Annotated in this window: 17 protein-coding genes and 1 tRNA gene; 10 read left to right on the top strand and 8 right to left on the bottom strand. The window is 58.0% G+C overall.

The genetic code is table 11. The features are described from left to right. Nucleotides 1-30: 30 nt before the first annotated feature. A complete protein-coding gene (locus tag H8S02_RS09515) occupies nucleotides 31-1,188 on the top strand; it encodes a tyrosine-type recombinase/integrase (RefSeq protein ID WP_186970327.1) in 1,158 nt (385 codons plus the stop codon). 118 nt (nucleotides 1,189-1,306) lie between these two features. Continuing rightward, on the top strand, nucleotides 1,307-2,584 hold the full coding sequence (locus H8S02_RS09510; protein WP_186970326.1) for an ATP-binding protein: 1,278 nt from the start codon (nucleotides 1,307-1,309) through the stop codon (nucleotides 2,582-2,584). 189 nt (nucleotides 2,585-2,773) lie between these two features. Here H8S02_RS09510 and H8S02_RS09505 read toward each other — a convergent pair. From H8S02_RS09505 to H8S02_RS09490, 4 genes are all read right to left on the bottom strand, one after another. Further along, a tRNA-Leu gene (locus H8S02_RS09505) sits at nucleotides 2,774-2,860 on the bottom strand. A 121-nt stretch (nucleotides 2,861-2,981) separates the two neighbouring features. Continuing rightward, nucleotides 2,982-4,259 (bottom strand): dicarboxylate/amino acid:cation symporter, encoded by a 1,278-nt coding sequence (locus H8S02_RS09500; protein WP_186970325.1) that lies wholly within the window; start codon nucleotides 4,257-4,259, stop codon nucleotides 2,982-2,984. Further along, on the bottom strand, nucleotides 4,256-5,113 hold the full coding sequence (gene rfbD, locus H8S02_RS09495) for a dTDP-4-dehydrorhamnose reductase (RefSeq protein WP_186970324.1): 858 nt from the start codon (nucleotides 5,111-5,113) through the stop codon (nucleotides 4,256-4,258). The genes H8S02_RS09500 and rfbD overlap by 4 nt, the downstream gene beginning before the upstream one ends. Before the next feature lie 353 nt (nucleotides 5,114-5,466). Continuing rightward, complete coding sequence (locus H8S02_RS09490) at nucleotides 5,467-6,792, bottom strand: hypothetical protein (protein WP_186970323.1); 1,326 nt, start codon at nucleotides 6,790-6,792, stop codon at nucleotides 5,467-5,469. A gap of 186 nt (nucleotides 6,793-6,978) precedes the next feature. On the opposite strand from H8S02_RS09490, the gene recQ reads away from it, so the two are divergent. Then, nucleotides 6,979-8,817 (top strand): DNA helicase RecQ, encoded by a 1,839-nt coding sequence (gene recQ / locus H8S02_RS09485; protein WP_186970322.1) that lies wholly within the window; start codon nucleotides 6,979-6,981, stop codon nucleotides 8,815-8,817. On the opposite strand, the gene H8S02_RS09480 is transcribed toward recQ, so the two are convergent. Continuing rightward, entirely contained in the window at nucleotides 8,818-9,504 is a 687-nt protein-coding gene (locus H8S02_RS09480; RefSeq protein WP_118686069.1) for a ClpP family protease, read from the bottom strand. A gap of 367 nt (nucleotides 9,505-9,871) precedes the next feature. On the opposite strand from H8S02_RS09480, the gene H8S02_RS09475 reads away from it, so the two are divergent. The 5 genes from H8S02_RS09475 to ppk1 all read left to right on the top strand — a co-directional run bounded on the left by H8S02_RS09475 (nucleotide 9,872) and on the right by ppk1 (nucleotide 15,473). Further along, nucleotides 9,872-10,390, top strand: a complete 519-nt coding sequence (locus H8S02_RS09475) for a peptidylprolyl isomerase (RefSeq protein ID WP_186970321.1) — start codon at nucleotides 9,872-9,874, stop codon at nucleotides 10,388-10,390. 51 nt (nucleotides 10,391-10,441) lie between these two features. Then, entirely contained in the window at nucleotides 10,442-11,185 is a 744-nt protein-coding gene (locus H8S02_RS09470; protein WP_186970320.1) for a glycerophosphodiester phosphodiesterase, read from the top strand. 242 nt (nucleotides 11,186-11,427) lie between these two features. Then, on the top strand, nucleotides 11,428-12,489 hold the full coding sequence (locus H8S02_RS09465) for a GGDEF domain-containing protein (RefSeq protein ID WP_186970319.1): 1,062 nt from the start codon (nucleotides 11,428-11,430) through the stop codon (nucleotides 12,487-12,489). Nucleotides 12,490-12,565: 76 nt separating this feature from the next. Then, on the top strand, nucleotides 12,566-13,189 hold the full coding sequence (locus H8S02_RS09460) for a type II secretion system protein (protein WP_207722102.1): 624 nt from the start codon (nucleotides 12,566-12,568) through the stop codon (nucleotides 13,187-13,189). A 151-nt stretch (nucleotides 13,190-13,340) separates the two neighbouring features. Beyond that, complete coding sequence (gene ppk1 / locus H8S02_RS09455) at nucleotides 13,341-15,473, top strand: polyphosphate kinase 1 (protein WP_186970318.1); 2,133 nt, start codon at nucleotides 13,341-13,343, stop codon at nucleotides 15,471-15,473. A gap of 293 nt (nucleotides 15,474-15,766) precedes the next feature. Here ppk1 and pth read toward each other — a convergent pair whose 3' ends face one another. From pth to H8S02_RS09440, 3 genes are all read right to left on the bottom strand, one after another. Then, nucleotides 15,767-16,405 carry an aminoacyl-tRNA hydrolase gene (gene pth, locus H8S02_RS09450; protein ID WP_118686076.1) on the bottom strand — a complete coding sequence of 213 codons (639 nt, stop codon included), beginning with the start codon at nucleotides 16,403-16,405 and terminating at the stop codon, nucleotides 15,767-15,769. A 303-nt stretch (nucleotides 16,406-16,708) separates the two neighbouring features. Next, on the bottom strand, nucleotides 16,709-18,355 hold the full coding sequence (locus tag H8S02_RS09445; RefSeq protein WP_186970317.1) for a DAK2 domain-containing protein: 1,647 nt from the start codon (nucleotides 18,353-18,355) through the stop codon (nucleotides 16,709-16,711). 88 nt (nucleotides 18,356-18,443) lie between these two features. Then, nucleotides 18,444-18,791, bottom strand: a complete 348-nt coding sequence (locus H8S02_RS09440) for an Asp23/Gls24 family envelope stress response protein (protein WP_118686078.1) — start codon at nucleotides 18,789-18,791, stop codon at nucleotides 18,444-18,446. Between the two features lie 278 nt (nucleotides 18,792-19,069). On the opposite strand from H8S02_RS09440, the gene lexA reads away from it, so the two are divergent. After that, a complete protein-coding gene (gene lexA / locus H8S02_RS09435; RefSeq protein ID WP_186970316.1) occupies nucleotides 19,070-19,660 on the top strand; it encodes a transcriptional repressor LexA in 591 nt (196 codons plus the stop codon). 283 nt (nucleotides 19,661-19,943) lie between these two features. After that, complete coding sequence (recG, locus tag H8S02_RS09430) at nucleotides 19,944-21,992, top strand: ATP-dependent DNA helicase RecG (protein WP_186970315.1); 2,049 nt, start codon at nucleotides 19,944-19,946, stop codon at nucleotides 21,990-21,992. Nucleotides 21,993-22,222: the final 230 nt, after the last annotated feature.

The following is a 22,222-nucleotide window of genomic DNA, read 5'->3' as shown; positions in this document are numbered from 1 at the left end:
CTATGTGGAGGACGGAAAACGGATTGAAAAGTGGAAGACTACCGGCCTTCCGCTGGCAAACACAAGCGTCGGGCACAGGAGATTGCAAATGAGCGTGCCTGCAAGTTCCGCAAGCTGGCTGAGGAGAAGAACCGCATGGAGAGCTGGGGCCTCGACACCTCAGTGCCGGACATGCTGTTCTCCGACCTGATGCAGCAATGGAAACTCCGCAAGGCACCGGCTATCTCCAAGTCTACGCTTGAGGGGTACGAACATATCCTGCGCTACGCAGACCCGTTCTTCCGCTCGCGAAATATCACCGTACAGCAGGTTACACCTGCGCTCATTCAGCGTTATCTCGATTCCCTGCAGGAGGGGCGCACTAAGCCCCTCTCCGGGAATACGATCAAAAAGCACATCGTGCTGCTGAAAAGTGTGTTCAACGAGTCCATCAAGGACGGCACTCTGGTGTATAATCCGGTACGCCGAATTGCTCCGCCTAAAATCGTTCCGTATCAGGCGCAAACCTATTCGGCAAGCGAGCTGAACGAGCTGTTTGAGGCACTCCAGGGTTCCTCTATCGAGGATATTGTTCGCGTAACGGCGTTTTACGGATTGCGCCGCAGCGAGGTATGCGGACTGCGCTGGCAAGACGTTGATTTTGAGCAGAACACGATCTATATTCGTCATAAAGTGCTCGAAACCCGTATCAACGGCCAAAGCGAAGTCATGCAGACAAACGAACTGAAAACCGAATCCAGCCGACGTGCATTCGCACTTGTGCCGACCATTCGAGAGCTGCTGCTCAAGCGTCGGCAATGGACGGAGGAAAACCGCAAGCTCTGGGGCGATTGCTACGACCATACCTACGATGAATACATCTTTACACTGGCAGACGGCAGTTTGCTCACTCCCGAACGGGTCAGCGATCGTTTTCGCGGCTTTATCGAGAGGCACGGTTTCAAGAAAATCCGTTTTCACGATCTGCGCCACTCCTGTGCAACGCTGCTGCTGCATGAGGGCTATACCCTGCAGGAAATTCAAGTGTATCTCGGTCACGCGACCTTTCAGACGACACTGCGTTATGCGCATCTGGATGCTGCCTCGAAAATCGCGGCATCGAACTGCATGGAGCATTTGCTTGGAAATGGTAAAAATAATGCGAACCTCCACGCTGCACTCCCAGACAGAAAACGCTCGAGTTCTTAATGGCTCGAGCGTTTATTCCATAAAATGTTATCGGTTGATGCTGCAAAATTTGACCGATTGTAATTGTAAAATATGACCGATTAGCATATAATAATAGCAAGATGTTGAGGTGAGTCAAATGAACCATTTAAACTATAAACCCCGCATTATCGATGCAAAAGTAGAGGAATATCTATCCGCTTTCGGTGCTGTCTGCATTGAGGGACCGAAATGGTGCGGCAAGACCTGGACTTCTGCGCAGCACAGCAAAAGCGAAATCTATATCGGCGATCCGGCTAACAACTTTCAAAACCGCCAGCTGGCAGAATTGTCTCCCGAACTGGTGCTAACCGGCGAGGCTCCGCGCTTGATCGACGAATGGCAGGAGGTTCCGCCGCTCTGGGACGCGGTGCGCTACAAGGTAGATCAGACCGCCGAAAAGGGCCAGTTTATTCTGACCGGCTCTGCCACCCCTAACCACAAGGGTGTCCTGCACAGCGGTGCAGGCCGCATTGCCAAGCTGCGTATGCGTCCAATGTCGCTCTACGAGTCGGGCGACTCCAGCGGACAGGTTTCGCTGGAAAAGCTGTGTCATGGCGAAGTTACTACAGCCATGACCGGCGAAGTAGATCTTACCAAGCTGATTGAACTGATTATCCGCGGTGGCTGGCCGGGCAGTCTGGGCTTGCCGCTCAAACAGGCTATGCTGCTGCCTGCCGAGTATCTGAATGCGGTCATTGACGATGATGTGTACCGTATCGACGGCATCAGACGCGATACACAGAAAATGCGCCTGCTGCTGCGTTCTCTGGCTCGAAATGAGAGCACAACCGTCACAAATCGAACGTTAATGCGCGATATCAAGGCGGTTGATGATGAGGATATTGACGGCGAAACGGTATCCGCCTATCTGGATATTTTCAAGCGGCTGTTCATCACGGATAATCAGCCACCGTTCGCTGCCGGTATCCGCTCCTCTGTTCGGATAAAGCAGGCGGAAAAGCGGCATTTCTCCGATCCGTCACTGGCGTGTGCCTTGCTCCGCGCAACGCCTGCCGGTTTGATTGGTGATCTGGAAACGCTTGGATTTCTATTTGAGGCACTGTGCGAGCGCGATCTGTGTATCTATGCGGAGTCGTTTGGTGCGAACCTGTATCACTATCAGGATTACCAAAATCAAGAGATCGATGCGGTAATTGAGCTGGCAGACGGTCAGTGGTGCGCTTTTGAGATCAAGCTCGGTGCAAATCAGATCGATACTGCCGCAGAAAATCTGCTTAAGATTAAGCGTCAGATTGAAGAAGATCCTCGCGGCAAGCCGCCTGCGGTGCTCTGCGTTCTGTGCGGTATGTCGAATGCCGCCTATCGGCGCGCCGATGGTGTTTTTGTTGTTCCAATCACGGCGCTGAAACCTTAACTAACCTCTCGAATAAGCACAAAATAAGCACCATTCTTGGTGCAAGCCTGCGAGAAATCTGCGAGAAGTCGGTCAAACCGACTGATTTCACAGTTATTCCCTATTTTCAAACATCTCTGAAAAGTTCAGAAAAATACCGATAATACAGCAAAAGCTCCTGTAATCCATCAACAGATTACAGGAGCTTTCTGGTGCCGCCAGCCGGAATCGAACCGGCACGGTTTTAAGGCCGGGGGATTTTAAGTCCCCTGCGTCTACCAGTTCCGCCATGGCGGCGTGTATTTATTATAACAGAATGGGCACGGTCTGTCAAACCGTGCCCACTGCAAAAAAACGATTTCACGCGGCGCCGCACGAACTCCGCAAAGTGCCGGAGCTTTTCCTGTGCGGTGCTGTCTCAGTTTTTATTGAATACAGATTTATCGAGCGCGCCGTCCTGATGTGCAACGATCGTGGTGCAGACCGCGTCGCCGGTAATGTTGACCGCAGTTCGCGCCATATCAAGAATACGGTCGATACCCATGATCAGGCCGATGCCGGCAACCGGCAGACCGACCGAATCGAATACCATCGCGAGCGTGATCAGGCCGACAGACGGAACGCCTGCGGTGCCGATGGATGCGAGAGTCGCCGTCGCGATAACGGTCAGATAATCCGCCGGAGTCAGCGTAATGCCGAACGCCTGCGCGACGAATACGACCGCAACGCCCTGCATGATGGACGTGCCGTCCATATTGATGGTCGCGCCGAGCGGAATGGTAAAGGACGAAATACGGCGGTTAACGCCGATCTTTTCCTCCAGCGTGTCGATATTCATCGGGATCGTCGCATTGGAGGTAGCCGTCGAGAAGGCGAAGCCCATAACCGGAGCAAACTTCTTGAGGAAGCGCAGCGGATTGAGGCGCGTAAACAGCGCAAGCAGGACCTGGTATACGCCGCAGCACTGGATGAACAGCGCGAGCAGAACCGCGCCCATATACTTGAACATCGGGACCATCGCAGAGAAACCGAGACCGGCGAACGTCTTTGCGATCAGGCAGAATACACCGATCGGCGCCAGACGCATGACCATCATGGTCATCTCCATCATGATGTCGTTGCCCTGCTGGAAGAAGTTCGTGACGAGCTGGGTCTTATCCTGCAGTTTCGCAAGGATGATGCCGATGATCAGCGCAAAAACGATGACCTGGAGCATTTCGCCGTTCGCGAGCGCACCGATCGGGTTCTTCGGGATTATATTGAGGATGGTCTCCGCGAAGCTGACCGACTGGCCGCCCTCAATGCCGGTCTCGACCTGCTGCACCTGCGACATATCCAGACCGATGCCCGGCCTGATGAGCAGGCCAATGCCGAGAGCGACTGCGACTGCCATCATGGTCGTCAGGATATAGAAGCCGATGATCTTGATGCCGACCTTGCCGAGGGTCTTGCTGTCACCGATCGCGGTCGCGCCGCAGATCAGCGAGCAGAAAACCAGCGGTACGACAAGCATCTGCATCAAACGGATGAAGCCCTGACCGATGACATAGAAAACACCGTTTATCAATACATTCTGCACAAATTCCACGTCAGACGCGGCGACATGCAGCACAATACCCAGAATGGCGCCCACAATCAGCGCAATAAAGATCTGCGTTGTCAGACCGATTTTCTTTTTCTCTTTCGCTCCGCTCACTTGTGCGCACCTCCCTTTTTCGTGCTGAAATAGTCCGCAAGCGCGGTCTTCCAGTCCGGCATCTGATACAGACCGGTGATGCGCAGCATCATGTTGTCGAGCAGCGTAAAGCGCGGACGCAGCTCGGTGTTCTCCGCCGCGGAGATGACCGGGATACTGTCCATGCCGTTCAGACGCAGGATTTCGCGCGCCCACTCCGCGCGCGAGCACGAGCCGTCGCAGGAGGCATGATACAGGCCGAACTCACGGGTGTGCATCAGGCACTCGATAAAGCCTGCCAGCGCGTCCGCAGAGGTCGGAGAGGAGATCTCGTCCTCCGGCAGCACGACCTTGCCGTCCTTTTTCGCGTTGTCGAGCACGCGGTCGACAAAATCATACGAACCGACGCCGTACAGCCACGAGGAGCGCACGATAACGTGCTTGTCGGTCAGCTCGCGAACGAGCTTCTCGCCGGCATACTTGCTCTTGCCGTACATAGTGGTCGGATGCGCGTCGTCGAACTCGCACAGCGCCGCGTCATCGTCGCCGTCGAATACGTCATCGGTCGAGATCTGGATGAGCTTCGCATCGATACGGCGCGCTGCGACCGCAAGGTTTCTCGCACCGATGGCGTTGATCTTGTACGCTTCCTCAGGCTTTTCCTCGCAGGCGCGCACATCGGTCAGACCGGCGCAGTTGATGATAACATCCGGGTGGTTGAGGTCGGCAAAGCGGCCGGCCTCGCGTGCGTCCTCGATCGGGACGTCGCGGTCGCTCGTGACGAGCTTATAGTCGGTGTTGCCGCTGAACCGGTGATAAAGCGCAGAACCGAGCCGTCCGCCCGCACCCGCGATCCATACTCGCGTGATACTCATAGTGCATCTCTCACTCTCATAGTTTTGTAAATACTGCTGCTTTCCGCACGCCGTATATTCGCATATATCAGCAATATTTTATTTATTATAGCATAATTTGAATGGAATTCCAACATCCACAATAAAAATACATTGCTCTGCCGATAAAGTTTTGTCTCACGAGGCAAACGCAGCCGCGCGGCAGCGCGCATGGAATAGCGTTTGCTGCGCAAACGCAAGAAAACCGAGGACATGCGCCTCGGTTTTCTTACTTTAAGAAGGAGAAAGTTTCCGCATGGGAACTTTCGGACGACTCGTGTTCTGCGAAGTCAGAACACAGCTTGTCGGCGAAACGTCAGTTTCGCGGCAGCTTCTTACATCATGTCGAGCAGCTTGTAGCAGCGCGCCTTGGTATAGCTCTGCTTGAAGCTGTACGACGCGAGCTGCTTCTGCGTGCTGTCCTCGGTCGCGCTCGCGGCATTTTCCGCGCCGCTGTCGCGCTCCGCGACCCACTGCTTGTAGTTTTCCTCTTCGGACGCATACTGGTCTGCGTTGAGCACGCCCGCCAGATAATCGTACATTTCGCTCAGCAGCTCATCCCACTGCTCGAACGAGCTTGCCGTCATGGCCAGCTCATCCTCTGCGTTCGCTGCCGAAGAGATCTTGAGATCGTCGCTCTCCAGCTCGTCCATCTCGCTCGAGAACTCCTGCCTGCGCTCGGATTTCTTCTGCTCGTTCTCCTGCTGCTGCTGTGCGCTGTCTTTTGCGGACTGGAGCTTGTTCTTCATGTCCTCGACCTGCTTCCTCTGCTCGTCGGTCAGCGAGGAGTCCTGCTCGAGCGAATCGAGCTTGCCGGAGGCCGCATCCAGCTTGTCATCCTCCAGATAGCCCTGCGCCTCCTCCAGATCGGAAGCAAAAGTGCTGTCCGACTGTGCGCTCTGCGCCTTGCTGAGCAGATCCTCGATGGACTTGGACATGGTGGAGTCCTTGTCGGTCACGCGGTCGCGCAGCTGCTTAAGCGCCGCGATGGCCTCGGTGTACTGCTCGTTATCTACATAATCCTCCGCATTCTGGTAGTCGCGGATAAGCTGCATCGCCGCATTGATCGCGGTCGGGTCCTTGGCCTCCTCCGCCGCCTTTTCATAGTACGAAAGCGCCTTGTCGAAGTCGCCGCGGTCCATATACTTCTCCGCAAGCGTCAGATTTTCGTCGTTTTTGTGATGGTTCATGAAGAACCACACGCCGCCGCCGATGAGTGCCGCGACGAGCAGCACGACGAGCGTCACGACCGCTGCGCGCCTGCCCCTGGACGGCTTGCGGTATACGCGGTCATCCGGGTCGGGACGGCCGCCGTAATAGGTCGTGCGCGGTGCGTCCTGCGTCGGACGGGCTTCCGGGCGCTGCTGCGGCACGCGGGGCGCTGCCGCCGGCTGTTCGGATGTATCTGCGAGCGGATCGATGGCCATGGTCTCCTCGGCATCCTCGAGCGCCTGCCGGCTCTGTCTGCGCGCCGCATCGAACGCCGAAAGGTCGATGCTGCCGTCCGCCGGGGCGCCGCCTGCGTTCCGCAGCTCCTCGGGCAGCGTGGTGAACACCTCGGTCTCGTCGCTCACGCCGGTCTGCTCAACGGGCGCGCCGCAGAACGGGCAGAACTTGCCCCCTGCATAGGGCAGCTCCCTGCCGCATTTCTTGCAAAGCATGGATATTTCCTCCTGTGAAATAAAAATTCGTGTGTATATTCTAATCCAATGATATAGTATAGCACAGCACGCGCCGGTTGTAAACCGGCAGGAGACGGCCGGAACGCCATTTATGCGAACATCAGTTTGCTTTGTCCCGGGAAATGTGGTAGAATAAGTTCATACTATGTATGAAGGAGCCTTTACATGCCGACCGCACAGGAAATTCTCAAACAGTACTTCGGCTACGACAGCTTCCGTCCGGGACAGGACGAGCTCGTGCAGGCCATTCTTTCCGGGCGCGACACGCTCGGCATCATGCCGACCGGCGCCGGCAAGTCCATCTGCTATCAGGTCCCGGCGCTCGCGCTGCCCGGACTGACGCTCGTCATCTCGCCGCTCATCTCGCTGATGAAGGATCAGGTCGGCGCGCTGAATGAGGCCGGCGTCCCGGCCGCCTGCATCAACAGCGCCCTGTCGTTCGAGGAGATGCGCGACGCGCTGTATTTCGCCGGACGCGGGGAATACAAGCTGCTCTATGTCGCGCCCGAGCGGCTGACCGCGCCGTTCTTCCTCGATTTCGCACGCCGCGTGCCGATTTCCATGGTGACGGTGGACGAGGCGCACTGCATCTCGCAGTGGGGACAGGATTTCCGCCCGAGCTATCTGAAGATCCTCGACTTTCTTGCCTCCCTGCCCCAGCGCCCGCTCGTTTCCGCCTTCACCGCGACCGCGACCGCCGAGGTCCGCGACGACATCATCCGTGCGCTCGGTCTCGAGGACCCGTTCGTCATCACGACCGGCTTCGACCGCCCCAATCTGTACTTCGCGGTCGAAAAACCGTCCTCCAAGCCCTCCGCCCTGCTTGCGCACCTGCTCCAGCGGCGCGACAAGAGCGGTATCGTCTACTGCTCGACGCGCAAGACAGTCGAGGAGGTGTGCGACATGCTGCTGAGCCGCGGTCTGCCCGCGACGCGCTACCACGCCGGTCTCGACCCCGAGGAGCGCCTCGCCAATCAGGACGACTTCCTGTACGACCGCAAGACCATCATGGTCGCGACCAACGCCTTCGGCATGGGCATCGACAAGTCCAACGTCTCGTTCGTCATTCACTATAATATGCCGAAGAACATGGAGAGCTATTATCAGGAGGCCGGACGCGCCGGACGCGACGGCGAAGCGGCGGACTGCATCCTGCTGTACAACGGGCAGGATGTGCGTACTGCGGAATTTCTCATCGAGCACAGCCACGAGAATGACGACGACTCCATCGACGAGAAAACGCGCCGTGCGCTCATTGAGCGCGATATGGAGCGCCTCCGTCAGATGACGTCCTACGCAACGACGACCGACTGTCTGCGCCGGTATATCCTGAACTATTTCGGTGAAAAGGCGCCCGTCTGCTGCGGTCACTGCGGAAACTGCGACACGAATTTTGAAGAAGTAGACGCGACGATGGACGCGCGCAAGATCCTGTCCTGCGTCTACCGTCTCGACGAGCGGCGGCTGCATTTCGGCAAAACCGTCGTCGCCGCCGTGCTCACAGGCAGCAAGATCGAGCAGATCGGCCGTTTCAGCCTCCACACGCTCTCGACCTACGGCATCATGAGCGAGCAGACCGCCGTGCGCGTGCGGCAGCTCATCGACGTCCTGCTCGAGCGCGGCCTGCTGACCGCCGACCCCGAGCGTTACAACGCGCTTTTCCTCACGAAGACCGGCAACGCCCTCATGCGCGGCCGGGGTGAGCTGCATATCCGCCTGCCGCGCGAGAAAAAGCCCGAGACCGTCCGCCGCACCGAGGAGCTGTCCGCCGATGTGGATGAAAAGCTGTTCGAAAAGCTGCGCGCACTGCGCACAAAGGTCGCACAGCGCGCCGGTGTGCCGCCGTATGTCGTGTTCTCGAACGCGACGCTCGCGGACATGGCCGCGCGGCAGCCGAAGAGCGAATACGAGCTGCTCGGCGTGCGCGGCGTAGGCGAGGCCAAGGCGCGCCGTTACGGCGCGGAATTCGTCGATTGCATCCGCGACTATCTGGAGGAAAACTGATTATTTTTCTGCTTTTCGCCGCTCGATCATGCCGTAAAGCTCCTCGAGCGCGTCCGACAGCGTGCCGACCCGGTCGATCAGGCCGATCTCCTGCGCCTCGCGGCCGGAAATGACCGTACCGACGTCGGCAGTCAGCTGTCCGGTCTCGCGCATCAGACCGGCCAGCCGTTCCGGCTGGATATGCGAATGCCCCGTGATGAAATCGCTGATGCGCTCCTGTATCTTCGCGAGATATTCAAACGCCTGCGGCACCGCGATGATCGTCCCGTTGATGCGCACGGGATGAATGGTCATGGCGGCGGAAGCCGCGATAAAGCTGCGCCGTGCCGCTACCGCGAGCGGCACGCCGATCGAATGCCCGCCGCCGAGCACGAGCGAAACGGTGGGCTTTGTCATACCCGCGATCAGCTCCGCGATGGCGAGTCCGGCCTCGACGTCGCCGCCTACCGTGTTCAGCAGCACGAGCAGACCATCAATGTCCTCTGCCTGCTCGACCGCCGCGATCTGCGGGATGAGATGCTCGTACTTGGTGGTCTTGTTCTGCGCCGGCAGCTCCATATGTCCCTCGATCTGGCCGACGATGGTGATGCAGTGCACGGTCCCCCGCGCGGTATGCGCGGTGATGGAGCCGGTCTCGGCGATGCTGCTGCGCTCGGGCGCCGGGACGGCGGTGATCTCTTCTGCCATGGATACGCTCCTCTCCGTCTGTGGATAATTCTCTCGTCTGTGTGAGTTTTCCACAGACGCGCCGGTTTTATGTACACCGCCCGCTCGACAAAATATTACAGACGGTAAATGCCAAATCGGCCACTGGTCAGAAGATTGACCGCCCTATACAAAAAGTTATCCACTTTATCCACAACGTTATCCCCAGCACACCTGTGGAAACCCCTGTGGATAAAGTGGATTACTCGCCGGGAACGCCGCCCCTCTCCCCTGTTTTTCCGCGCAGGCCGCTTATTCCCCAAACACCACTTGCCGTATATCGGGAAATTTGCTACAATACTAATACAGAATGCGACTACACGCAAAATTTTTATGGAGTTGATAAATAATGAGCAATCCTATCGTTACCATCGAAATGGAAAACGGCGGCATCATCCGCGCCGAGCTGTACCCCGAAGTTGCGCCGAACACCGTCCGCAACTTTGTCTCCCTGGCGAGCAAGGGCTTCTATGACGGCACCATCTTCCACCGCGTCATCCCGGGCTTCATGATCCAGGGCGGCGACCCGGACGGCACCGGCATGGGCGGCCCGGGCTACGAGATCCGCGGCGAGTTCACCCACAACGGCTTCCAGAACGACCTGCTGCACACCCGCGGCGTACTGTCCATGGCGCGCACCGCAGACCCGAACTCCGCAGGCAGCCAGTTCTTCATCATGACCGACGACGCGCCGCATCTGGACAACGAGTACGCTTCCTTCGGCATGGTCATCGAGGGCATGGACGTTGTTGACGCCATCGTGAACACCAAGCGCGACTGGCACGACCGTCCGCGCGAGACCCAGCGTATGAAGACCGTTACCGTCGACACGCAGGGCGTCGAGTACGACGAGCCGGAGAAGGTCTGATCCTTCGGACGATGACTGCGGACAGACTGTTTGAGAAAGAAGGAACCGGTATTGCCATATACCACAGCTGATATCTTTATCCTGTCCGCCGCAGGCTGCATGGGTACGGACCGCGACGGACTGGACTCCATCCTCGCCGGAAATGAGGAGGGCGCAAAGGGCTGCTGTCTCTCGGTCGACATGACCTCGGACGGCATCGCCGTGCTCTCGTCGGACGGATATGTTCTCGCGCCGAACGGCGGCGCGGTGGCCGTCTGCGACCACACTTATACCGAGCTGCGCAAGGTCGCGCCCCGTCTGCTCCCTGTGGGACAGGCGCTCGACCTCGCGCGCGCCTGCCGGTCGAAGATCGCCATCACGCTGCGCGACCCGAGCCTGCTGCCGCAGATGCGCATGACCCTGCGTCAGACCGATTATCTGGACGACGCGGTCTTTGTCGGTCTGGGACTGGTGGAGGCGGCACGCCTCGCGGCGGCCAACCCCGACCTGCACATCATGGGCGAAATGCCCGCGGTTCCCGACAACATCGCAGCGCTCGTGAACGCCTCACAGACGACCGGCCTGTTCGGCCTGCGCGCCGCGCCGGCTCATCTTACGCCGCCTCTGCTCCGCGCCTGCCGCGCCGCAGGGCTGTTTACCATGAGTCTGCCGACGAACGACCCGCGCACGCTCGACACGCTCATTCGCGGCGGCGTCAACTTCATCGAGACCTCCCGTCCCGACCTCGCCGCAGCGCTCCTGCCCGAAGGCAAAAAGGCCCGGCCGCAGCGCTTCCCGATGCGCGGCATTGACTGAATCGAGGAAAAGGCACCTTATGCACCAGCGTGCACGAGGTGCCTTTTTTCTGCCCTTATGCGTTTTTTCGTTATTTATATTGAATTTTTCGCAGTCATTGTTTTACATTTTCTCTTTTTCTCCGCCGTTTCCTGTGTTATACTATGATAAGGTGGCACAGCGAAAGCTGCGGCGGTATCGCCATAAAGGTCAAATTATCCCTTTCCTCGCTGTAATACCATTTCTTCGAAGGGTTGTTCACTATGGAAAAAATCAAGCGGCTTCTCCTCTACGCCGGAGCAACTCCGGAAGAATTCGCCCAGGTCCAGCAGGAGATGCATCTCTACAATTACAACCGGCTTGTCGCGTTTCTCGCGATCAGCATCGTCTTTCTTCTGATTTCCGCCGTCTATGCGGTTTTCAGCGCTGTGCTCGCGCCCAACCTCCCGGCCTATCTCATCGTGCTCGGCATTTCCTGCCTTCTGCTTCCGATCACGCTTTATGTCGGACGGCGCAGCAGAGCCGGTCTGCAGATCTGTCTTTCTCTGTTTCTGAGCTCGCTGTATTCGCTCAGCATCTATCTCAGCACCGTGACCAGTCCGGGCGGACCGGCAACCGCATTCATCGCCTTTCTGCTCACACTTCCCACGCTGTTCATCATGCCGCCGCTCGAAAACATGTGCAGCGTCGTCATCTGGGATATGCTGTTTTTTCTCTTTGTATCCGCCAGCAAGGACGCGAGGATCATCCAGATCGATATGCTCAACGGTATCATATACGGCTGCATCTCGATCATCGCTTCGACCTATGTCATGCACATGATGATGCAGAATTTCATCACCCGCGCCAGGCTCCGCTACGTTGCGGAAAACGACCAGACCACCGGTCTGCGCAATCGAAACGCCTTCGAACGCGAGCAGAACGATATTCCCGGCCGCTGTCGGCGCACGCTCAGCTGCGTTTACATGGACATCAACGGCCTGCACGAGCTGAACAACGCCATGGGGCATCAGGCCGGCGACATCATGCTGCGCGAGGTGGCGGACGAGCTGAAAAAGCAGTTCGGTGATGAGCTGACCTACCGCATGGGCGGCGACGAATATGTCGCGTTCGCGCCCGACCTGTCCGAGGACAGGCTGCACGAAAAGGTGCGCACCTTCTCCCTCGCCATCGAGCAGAAGGATTATCACGCCGCTCTCGGCTGGGCAACCTGCGAGACTGCGTCGCTGCGCATGGAAAATCTGCTCCGCATCGCGGAGACCCGTATGTATCAGGCAAAGAGCGCCTACTATCAGGATAAAAATATCCTGCCCCGCGGCCGCTGACCTGCCGCTTTTCCCCTGTTTTCTGCCTTCGTTTTTGTTATAATAAGGCTGAACGAAAGCAAAAGAAGGAGTTTTCATGAAAATATTCAAAAACCGGCGCGGCTTTACGCTCGTCGAGCTGATCGTTGTGCTCGTCATTCTCGCGATACTCGCCTCGCTCCTCATCCCCGCCCTCACCGGCTATATCGACAGGGCCAGACGCGACCAGGTCGTCGCGGAGACCCGTATGCTGCACGAGGCCGTCCAGACCGCCGCAGGCGAAGCGTATGCGTCGAATGAGTGGGGCACGATCGATGGTTCCGGCAATCCACTGACCTCTCTTTTCACCGTAGCGAATAAGGACGGCACCTATCATACGGGTAAATATAAAGGCCAACAGTCCTCTACTCTGAAAAGCCGCTATGATGAGATCGTCAAGCTTGCTGAGGTTCCGAGCCTGACCGACGGCAAGGGCAGCTTTTTCGCTATTACAGATACCAAAGGCGCTGTTCACTGCATTCTTTACAACACCGGCCGCGGCCTGCTCGGCGCGTATTTCCGGGAGACCGGAGAATACAAGGTCTATGATGAACAGAAGAATATCGACAACTATCTCAAGTCCTATGCATCCTGTATTGACTCTGTGATCTCCACCGTGATCGGCAGCGCTGAGGAGAGTCCCTGGTCTCAGCAGACAATTGACCGCACCCTGACCGAATAACTTCAAAAAACCGCCTGTTTTCCCATGAAACGAGCGGTTTTTTACTTATTCTTTACACAGTATTCGCACATATATCATATCCTTGCGGTATACTAACGTCAGTCAAAAATTATTATGCCGCTCTGCGGCCTTCTGAAAGGGGGATTCGACCATGACAGACGCGATCTGGAATCAGGGATATACACAGAACCGAGAGCTGTCCTGGCTTGAATTTAATGCGCGCGTACTGGCCGAGGCGGAGGATGAGACCGTTCCTCTGCTCGAACGATTCAAATTTCTTGCGATTTTCACCAGCAATCTGGATGAATTTTTCATGATCCGTGTCGGCAGCCTGACCGATATGGCGGCGCTCGAGCCGAACCGCCGCGACACCAAGTCCGGTCTCACCGCCGGAGAACAGCTCAGCCGCATCTATGCGGCGGTAGAGCCGCTGTACGCGCGGCGCGACGCAGCGTTCCGCGATGTTGACGCCCGCCTCGCGCAGGAGGATCTGTGCCGCACCTCCATGGACGAGCTCGACAGCAGCGAGCGGAAATATATCAAACAGTATTTCAACACCATGATCGCGCCGGTGCTGTCGCCGCAGGTCGTGGACTCGCACCACCCCTTCCCTCACCTCGAGGGCAAGGTGCTGCACATCGCCGTGCTGCTCAGCCACAAGAAGAACGAGCGGCTCGGCCTGATCCCCGTGCCGGCCTCCCTGCCGCCGATCACCTTCCTGCCGAACGACAAGCGCCGCTATCTTATGACCGAGGACATACTTCTCGCCTTCGCGGACAGTATTTTCGAAATGTACGATGTGCTCGAAAAGACGGTCTTCTGCGTCACGCGAAACGCAGATGTGCCGCTCGATGATGAGCCGTTCGGCTCGGAGCAGGTCGATCTGCGCAAGAAAATGGAGCGCATGCTGCGCCAGCGCCGCCGCATGGCGATCGTCCGCGTCGAGCTCAGCCGCCCGGTGTCCTCTCACTTCAAGGAGTGCCTCCACAAGCGTTTCGAAGTCACCGACGAGCAGATCTTCCTCTCCCGCAGTGCGCCGCTGCGCATGAGCTACGCCTTTTCTCTGGGCGATTATCTGAGCGACGGCCGACGCTCCCGCCTGAGTGATCCTCCGTTCATTCCGCAGCAGCCTGCCATGCTCCCGGCCGGACAGAGCCTGCTCAAGACCGCGCTTCAGCGCGATGTGCTGCTTTCCTATCCGTATGAGAGCATGGAGCCCTTTCTCCAGATGATCCGCGAGGCGGCAAACGACCCGTCCGTCCTCTCCGTCCGCATCACGATCTACCGTCTCGCGAGCAAGGCGAAGCTGGTCGAATATCTGTGCGCGGCGGCGGAAAACGGCAAAGATGTGACCGTTCTGATCGAGCTGCGCGCCCGTTTTGACGAGCAGAACAACATCGACTGGTCCGAGCGTCTGGAGGAAGCCGGATGCAAGATCATCTACGGCTTTGAGGACTATAAGGTGCATTCCAAGATCTGCCTCATCACGCGCCGGGAGCGCGGCGGCGTGCGCTATATCACGCAGGTCGGCACCGGCAACTACAACGAAAAAACCGCCCGTCAGTATACCGATGTTTCGCTCGTCACCTCGAGCGAGTCCATCGGCATAGATGCCGCGCAGTTCTTCAACAATATGGCCATGAGCAACCTCAACGGACGTTATAACCGGCTGCTCGTCGCGCCGACCAGCCTCAAAAACAATATCCTGTCGCTCATGGACAGCGAGATCGCCAAGGGCAGCGACGGCTACATCCTGCTCAAATTCAACTCGCTGACCGACATCGACATGATCGAGAAGCTGCACGAGGCATCCTGCGCCGGCGTTACCGTGGAAATGATCATCCGCGGCATCTGCTGCCTGCTTCCCGGCGTTCCCGGAAAGACCGAAAACATCACCGTTACCAGCATTGTCGGCCGTTTTCTCGAGCATTCGCGTATCTATGTGTTCGGCCGCGGCGAAAATGAGAAAATGTACATTTCCTCGGCCGATCTGATGACGCGAAACACCGAGCGCCGCGTTGAAATCGCCTGCCCGATCGACAGTCCGGCGGTCCGCGCACGGCTGCATGATATTCTGTTCGCCATGCAGCACGATACGGTCAAGGCGCGCGTGCTTCAGCCCGACGGCAGCTACCAGAAAAAGCCTGCCGTCCCCGAACCGATCTGTGCGCAGGATCTGCTGATGCAGCAGGCCGTCAGCATGGCGCGCGAGCAGGCGCAGCACGCCTCCGAGGAGGAGCGCGGCCTGCTGCACTGGCTGCGCCGGCTGTTTGTAAAAGACTGATCTTATCCCCCATATACGTCAAAACCGAGGACTCTGTCCTCGGTTCAGTCTGTCGATAAAGTCTGTTTTCACGCCAAAACAGCAGTCGCGCGGCAGCGCGCATTCAAAAGCGTTTGCTGCGCAAACGCATGAAAACCGGGGGCGTGTACCTCGGTTTTCATACTTTAAGAGGGAGAAAGTTTCCGTATGGGAACTTTCGGACGTCCGTGTTTTGCGAAGTCAAAACACAGATTGTCGGAAAAACGATAGTTTTTCGACAGTCTCAACCGAGGACTCTGTCCTCGGTTCTGCTTTTATATTCTCTTGCCGTTGAAATTCTGCGCGGCGGCGGCACAGCCGCTCTCGATAATGCACGCAGCGGCGCTTACCGCATCCTCGCAGGCCTTGTCGATCGCCTTCTGATCCTCTTCGGGGAACCTGCCGAGCACCCACGCGGCAAGATCATAGTCCGGGCGCGGCTTTTTGCCGACACCGATCTTCACGCGAGGGAAATCCTCGCTGCCAAGGTGGTAAATGATGTTCTTCAGACCGTTCTGGCCGCCGGCGGAGCCCTTCGGGCGCACGCGCAGCGTGCCGACATCGAGCGACACATCGTCCGACAGCACGATCACGCGCTCGGGCGGTATCTTGTAGAACGATGCCGCGTCGCGCACCGCCTCGCCGGACAGGTTCATGAACGTCTGCGGCTTGAGGAACAGCACGCGCTTGCCGCCGAGCATGCCCTCCCCTGCGAGCGCCTTGAACTTCATGCGGTCGATCTTCTGGCCGCTGCGCGCGCAGTAGCTCTCCAGCGCACGGAAACCGGCGTTGTGGCGCGTGTTGTCGTACTTGCTGCCCGGGTTTCCCAGACCGACAACGAGCCACTCGATCGGCTGCGCCGCTTTTGCGGTCTTTTCTTCCTCTAATTTCTTGAAAATATCGAATACTGACATGGTTTACTCCGAAAAAATTGACATTCTCTGTCGTTTCTGATATATTATTGACGGACATCGCTTCGCGGTTGGCACTCCTTGTGAAAGGAGTGATGCTTTATGAAAAAATTCGTGAGAATTTTAGTCTGTATCGCCCTTGTGCTTTACATTCTTGTCATAAAAGCGTACTAACCGCTCGGCTGGTCCCCAAGCGGTTAGTATCTAAATAATTCAACTGCAAAAGGCCAACCGCACAGCGGTGTCCTTCTATCTGTATTATACCCACTCGCCTCCCGTCTGTCAAGGCGCGGAAGCGGGTGTTTTTTACTCTACGGACAGGATATAATAGTACACCGGCTGACCGCCGTTGATGACCGAGATCTCCATATCCTTGTTTGCCTTGTGAAGCAGGTTTTCGACCTCTGCGGCCTGCTCCTCCGTCACGCCTTCGCCGAAGATCACGGTCGCAAAGGCGCTGTCATCGGAAACCATCTCGCGCACGAGCTTTTTCAGCACGCTCGTCTCGCGGCCGCTGGCGCACAGCCTGCCCTCGCTGAGCGAAAGATACTCGCCCTGCTTGATCTTTTTGCCGTCGAACTCGCTGTCGCGCGCCGCATACGTCACTTGACCGCTGCGAACATGAGACGCGGCCTCGGTCATCGCGGTCGCAAGCTCGGTATCCTGCTCGGCGTCCGGATCGACCGCGAGCATCGCGGAAATGCCCTGCGGAATGGTTTTGGTCGGAACGACGACCAGCTTTTTCTCCTCAGACAGATGAACCGCCTGCTCGGCCGCCATGATGATGTTTTTGTTGTTCGGCAGCACGAAAACGACCTCTGCCGGAACCGAATCGACCGCGCGGATGATATCATCAGTCGAGGGGTTCATGGTCTGACCGCCCTGAACGACGGCATCTGCGCCGAGATCGGTGAACAGGCTCTTGAGGCCCCCGCCTGCTGCGACGGCAACAAAGCCGTACTTTTTCTCTGCCGGCACGATCACGCGCTCCTTCGGCGTGTCCGCCGTGCCCTCGATGACCTTCGCGGTGTGCTGCTCGCGCATATTCTCGATCTTTACCGTGAGGAGCGGGCCGAATTTCAGACCCTCCTCCAGCGCCTTGTTCGGCTGGTCGGTGTGCACGTGCACCTTTACGATGTCATCATCCTCGACCACAACGAGCGAGTCGCCGATATCGTTCAAGATCGCACGCAGACGGCCGACATTGCGCGCCTTGTCCTTGCGTTCTGCGATAAATTCGGTGCAGTATGTGAACGTGATGTCCTCGTCGCGGATCGCCTCGAAGTTCGCCGCCGCCCTGGCCGGCTGCTCGACCGTGCGCTCCTTATGGATGCCGCGCATCGCATCGAGCATTCCCTCTAAGATCGTGATAAAGCCAAAGCCGCCGGCGTCCACGACGCCCGCCTTTTCGAGCACCGGGTTCTGATGCACGGTCTCCGCGAGCGCAGCTCTGCCGTGCTCGACGATCGCCGCGAGCACCTGCTCGGCGGAAAGCGAGTCATCTGCCTGACACTGCTCTACCGTTTTCTGCGCCGCAACGCGCGATACGGTCAGGATCGTACCCTCTGCCGGCTTCATGACCGCCTTGTACGCCGTATCTACGCCCTCGCGCAGCGCAAGCGCCAGATCGCGGCCGTTCGCCGCCTCGGTCTCGCGTAATTTTTTCGCCATGCCGCGGAACAGCAGCGACAGGATAACGCCGGAGTTGCCGCGCGCGCCGCGCAGCAGTGCCGAAGCCGTCGTATCCGCCGCCTTTGCAAGCGTCGGCTCGCTCAGCTTCGCCAGCTCGTTCATCGCCGCCGTCATGGTCATCGACATGTTCGTGCCCGTATCGCCGTCCGGCACCGGGAAAACGTTCAGCTCGTTGATCTGTTCCTTCTGTTCGGTAATGGCGAGTGCGCCCTCGGTCACCATGAACTGAAACAGCGCACCGTTGATTTTCGTATCTGCCATCTAAAAAACTCTCCTAAATTCCCCTTCCGGGTCTTTTACCGCGCCAGAGCGCGGTCATTCCGTACCGTTTTACTCTTTTCTGCCTGTCTCAGGCACGGATGCTCTCGACGTAAACGTCTACATTCTTTACGTCCACGCCGGTCAGGCGCTCGACATGGTAGCGAACCTCGCTGATGATCGAGCGGCAGACGGTCGCAATATTTACGCCGTGATCGACCGCAATATGCAGGTCGATATTGACCCCGCCGTCAGGCGCTTCGGTCACCTTTACGCCGCGCGACTGGTTTTCGCGTCCGAGCAGATGCGCCAGTCCGTCCGTCATCGAGCGGATGGTCATGCCCTTTACGCCGAAGCAGAGCGAAGCTGCGTAGCCTGCAATGCCGGCGAGAACCTCGGTCGTGATTTCGATATATCCGAGATCGGTCTTGATCGTCATAAAAAAACCTCCCTGCGTCTGCTTTCGCATCAAATGATCTTCCGCCTTTTCGGAACCCATTCGTAGTTTACTATATCATATACTAAATTCACAGAAAATACAAGTACATGCACTGATATTGAACATCCCGCCGGCGGAATGCAGGACAAAACCGTGCGGCAAACGTGCAGTTTTTCTGTTTTTCTTCAAACAAATGTTTGCATTCACTCGCGAAACACGATATAATAAGGTATAATTCCGAACACATGTTCCAACGGTATTGAGAGGGAGACCGCAGCATGAAAAAAATATCTGATAAACAGCAGAATATTCTTGATTTTATAAACTCATTTTCCATGGAGCACGGCTATCCGCCATCCGTGCGCGAGATCTGCGCAGAGGTCGGTCTGCGCTCGACCTCCACCGTGCATGCCCATCTGAAGAAATTACAGGAGGCCGGCTATCTTGAGGCGAGCGACCACAAATCCCGCGCGCTCGCGCCGGTCAGCGGCGCCTCCATGGTGCCGCGCGTGCCCATTCTCGGCCGCGTCACCGCCGGCATGCCGATCCTCGCGGTCGAGGAGCACATCGGCTATGTGCCGTTCGAGCCGGCGGCGAGCGGCGGCAAATACTACGCGCTGCGCATCCGCGGCGACTCGATGATCGGCGTCGGCATCATGAACGACGACCTCGTCATCATCCGTCAGGACGTCGAGGCGCGCGACGGCGACATCGTGATCGCGCTGCTCGAGGACGAGGCGACCTGCAAAACGCTCTGCCTGACGCCGGACGGCGTGTGGCTGCGCCCGGAGAACCCGGCGTACCCGCTCATCGACGGCACCGGCTGCCAAATCCTCGGCGTTGTCAAAGCAGTTTACAGAGAATACTAATTAGACTGTCGCGAAACTAACGTTTCGCCGACAATCTGTGTTCTGACTACGCAGAACACGAGTCGTCCGAAAGTTCCCATACGGAAACTTTCTCCCTCCAGGGGTATAAAAACCGAGGTACACGCCCCCGGTTTGCTCTCATTGCATAGCTTTCAAGGTTAGAGGCCTACGGGCTATGCGTTTGCCTTGCAAACGCTTTTTCATACGCGCTCTCGCGCGATTCGCGATTACTATTTTGCGTAAAGAATAGACTGTATCCGCAGATTTCAGCAGGGGAGACATCATGCCAGCCATCACAGACAGCGTACAGTTCGTCAAGGGCATCGGCCCGAAAAAGGTGAAGCTGTTCGAAAAACTGCATATTTCGACCTTGCAGGACGCGCTGGAGACCTATCCGCGCGACTATGAGGACCGCACGCAGATCACGCGCATCGCGGACATCGCAGATGAGGACCGATATGCCGTGCGCGCAATTCTCGGCACCGAGCCGAAGGTCAGCCGCATCCGCAAGGGCATGACGCTCGTCAAATGCACGATCTTTGACGAAAGCGGCTCTCTCGGCGTCACCTGGTTCAATCAGCCCTATATCACGGCGCAGCTGCGCGTCGGGCAGGAATACCTGTTTTACGGCAGGGTGCAGGGCTTCGGCCGGGCGCGGCAGATGATCTCTCCGCAGGCGGAAAAAGTCGCGGAAAACGACCAGAATCCCGGCCGTATCGTGCCGGTCTATCCGCTGACCGCCGGTCTGACGCAGCGCGACATGGCGCGCGTGACCGAAGCTGCGCTCGACGCAGTGCCGGGGGACTGGCCCGACCCGCTGCCCGAGGTCCTGCGCGTCAAATACCGCCTTCCGGACGCCGCCGACGCGCTCGCCGCCATCCATCGCCCGAAAAACAGGGAAGATGTGAACGAAGCGCGTCGCCGCATGGTGTTCGAGGAGCTTTTCCTGCTCTGCTGCGGCCTCCAGCAGCTCAGGGAGCGCCGCCGCGCAGACAGCGGCATTCTGTTCCGCGGCGACCGTCTGGAGGAATTTTTCGCAGCTCTGCCGTTCGCTCCGACGGGCGCACAGCGCCGCGCCATCATGGAAATTGCGGCAGACTGCGCCTCAGGCCGTCCGATGAACCGCCTCGTGCAGGGCGATGTCGGTTCGGGCAAGACCGTCGTTGCTGCCGCGCTTTGCGCGCTCGCGGCACAGAACGGCTGGCAAGCCGCCTTTATGGCGCCGACCGAGATCCTCGCCGCGCAGCATGCGGAAACCCTCTCGCCCATGCTCGGCAAACTCGGTCTGACCTGCACGCTGCTGACCGGCTCGATGACCGCCGCGCAGAAACGTGCGGCGCTCGCCGCCATCGAAAGCGGAGCCGCGAACGTCGTGGTCGGCACGCACGCCCTCATCCAGCAGAGCGTCGTTTTTCACCGTCTCGGTGCAGTAATTGCGGACGAGCAGCACCGTTTCGGCGTCGCACAGCGCGCAGCGCTGTCTGCCAAGGGCGAGATGCCGCACGTGCTCGTCATGTCCGCGACACCCATCCCGCGCACGCTCGCGCTGATCATGTACGGCGACCTCGACGTATCCATTCTGGACGAGACGCCGCCCGGCAGAAGTCCGGTCGAGACCTACGCGGTAGGGGAGAATATGCGCCGCCGCATCACCGCCTTCATCGAGAAGCAGCTCGCCGCAGGCGGACAGGTTTATGTAGTCTGTCCTCTCGTTGAGGACGGGGAAGGGGACAGCAGGCTCAAAAGCGCCGAGCAGCACGCGAAGGATCTTCAGGCGCAGCTGCCGCACCGCCGCGTAGCAGTGCTGCACGGACGTATGAAAAACGCCGAAAAAGACGCAGTAATGCGTGATTTTGCGGCGCAAAAGTATGATATTCTGGTTGCGACGACGGTGATCGAGGTCGGCGTGGACGTACCGAACGCGAATCTCATGGTCGTCGAGGATGCAGATCGTTTCGGTCTGTCGCAGCTGCATCAGCTGCGCGGCCGCGTCGGCCGCGGTACGCGGCAGTCCTACTGCGTCTTTTTCGGTGCAGACAAGGGCGCGACCGCCCGGGAACGGCTGAAAATCCTCTGTAAGACGAATGATGGCTTTGAAATCGCGCGCGCCGACCTCTCTCAGCGCGGCCCCGGCGACTTTTTCGGCCGCCGTCAGCACGGTCTCCCGGCGCTGCATGTGGCGGACCTCTCCGCAGACCTCGCGCTCATGCAGAACGCACGCGAAGAAGCAGAGGCGCTGCTCGCAGCCGACCCATCCCTCAGCGGCTGGCCTCTGCTGAAGGAGCGCGTTCACCGCATGTTTGCCGAGCGCGACGACGAAGCGTTTAACTGAAACAGGAGGAAGAAGTTTCCGCACGAGAATTTTCGGACAACTCGTGTTCTGCGAAGTCAGAATACAGCCTGTCGGAAAAACGGAGTTTTTCGACAGTAAAAAAAGCCCTCGTTTGCATTGCATCAAACGAGGGCTTTTACTGGATGATTTCCATAGATCCTCTTTTCTCAACGGGATACGCGCCGTTGTTTTGTATCAGAATTTCTATAGCATTATTATTTTTTTCGCAT

It is taken from the genome of Agathobaculum hominis, from assembly GCF_014288055.1.
Taxonomy (GTDB): domain Bacteria; phylum Bacillota; class Clostridia; order Oscillospirales; family Butyricicoccaceae; genus Agathobaculum; species Agathobaculum hominis.
Note: the sequence above shows the minus strand (reverse complement) of the source record. Positions and strands in the feature narration are given on the sequence as shown.

Excerpts from the sequence above, each read along its gene's own strand:
- H8S02_RS09510 (WP_186970326.1), top strand. The coding sequence starts at position 1,307 with ATGAACCATTTAAACTATAAACCCCGCATTATCGATGCAAAAGTAGAG.
- rfbD (WP_186970324.1), bottom strand. The coding sequence starts at position 5,113 with ATGAGTATCACGCGAGTATGGATCGCGGGTGCGGGCGGACGGCTCGGT.
- H8S02_RS09490 (WP_186970323.1), bottom strand. The coding sequence starts at position 6,792 with ATGCTTTGCAAGAAATGCGGCAGGGAGCTGCCCTATGCAGGGGGCAAG.
- recQ (WP_186970322.1), top strand. The coding sequence starts at position 6,979 with ATGCCGACCGCACAGGAAATTCTCAAACAGTACTTCGGCTACGACAGC.
- H8S02_RS09480 (WP_118686069.1), bottom strand. The coding sequence starts at position 9,504 with ATGGCAGAAGAGATCACCGCCGTCCCGGCGCCCGAGCGCAGCAGCATC.
- H8S02_RS09475 (WP_186970321.1), top strand. The coding sequence starts at position 9,872 with ATGAGCAATCCTATCGTTACCATCGAAATGGAAAACGGCGGCATCATC.
- H8S02_RS09465 (WP_186970319.1), top strand. The coding sequence starts at position 11,428 with ATGGAAAAAATCAAGCGGCTTCTCCTCTACGCCGGAGCAACTCCGGAA.
- H8S02_RS09460 (WP_207722102.1), top strand. The coding sequence starts at position 12,566 with ATGAAAATATTCAAAAACCGGCGCGGCTTTACGCTCGTCGAGCTGATC.
- ppk1 (WP_186970318.1), top strand. The coding sequence starts at position 13,341 with ATGACAGACGCGATCTGGAATCAGGGATATACACAGAACCGAGAGCTG.
- pth (WP_118686076.1), bottom strand. The coding sequence starts at position 16,405 with ATGTCAGTATTCGATATTTTCAAGAAATTAGAGGAAGAAAAGACCGCA.
- H8S02_RS09445 (WP_186970317.1), bottom strand. The coding sequence starts at position 18,355 with ATGGCAGATACGAAAATCAACGGTGCGCTGTTTCAGTTCATGGTGACC.
- H8S02_RS09440 (WP_118686078.1), bottom strand. The coding sequence starts at position 18,791 with ATGACGATCAAGACCGATCTCGGATATATCGAAATCACGACCGAGGTT.
- lexA (WP_186970316.1), top strand. The coding sequence starts at position 19,070 with ATGAAAAAAATATCTGATAAACAGCAGAATATTCTTGATTTTATAAAC.
- recG (WP_186970315.1), top strand. The coding sequence starts at position 19,944 with ATGCCAGCCATCACAGACAGCGTACAGTTCGTCAAGGGCATCGGCCCG.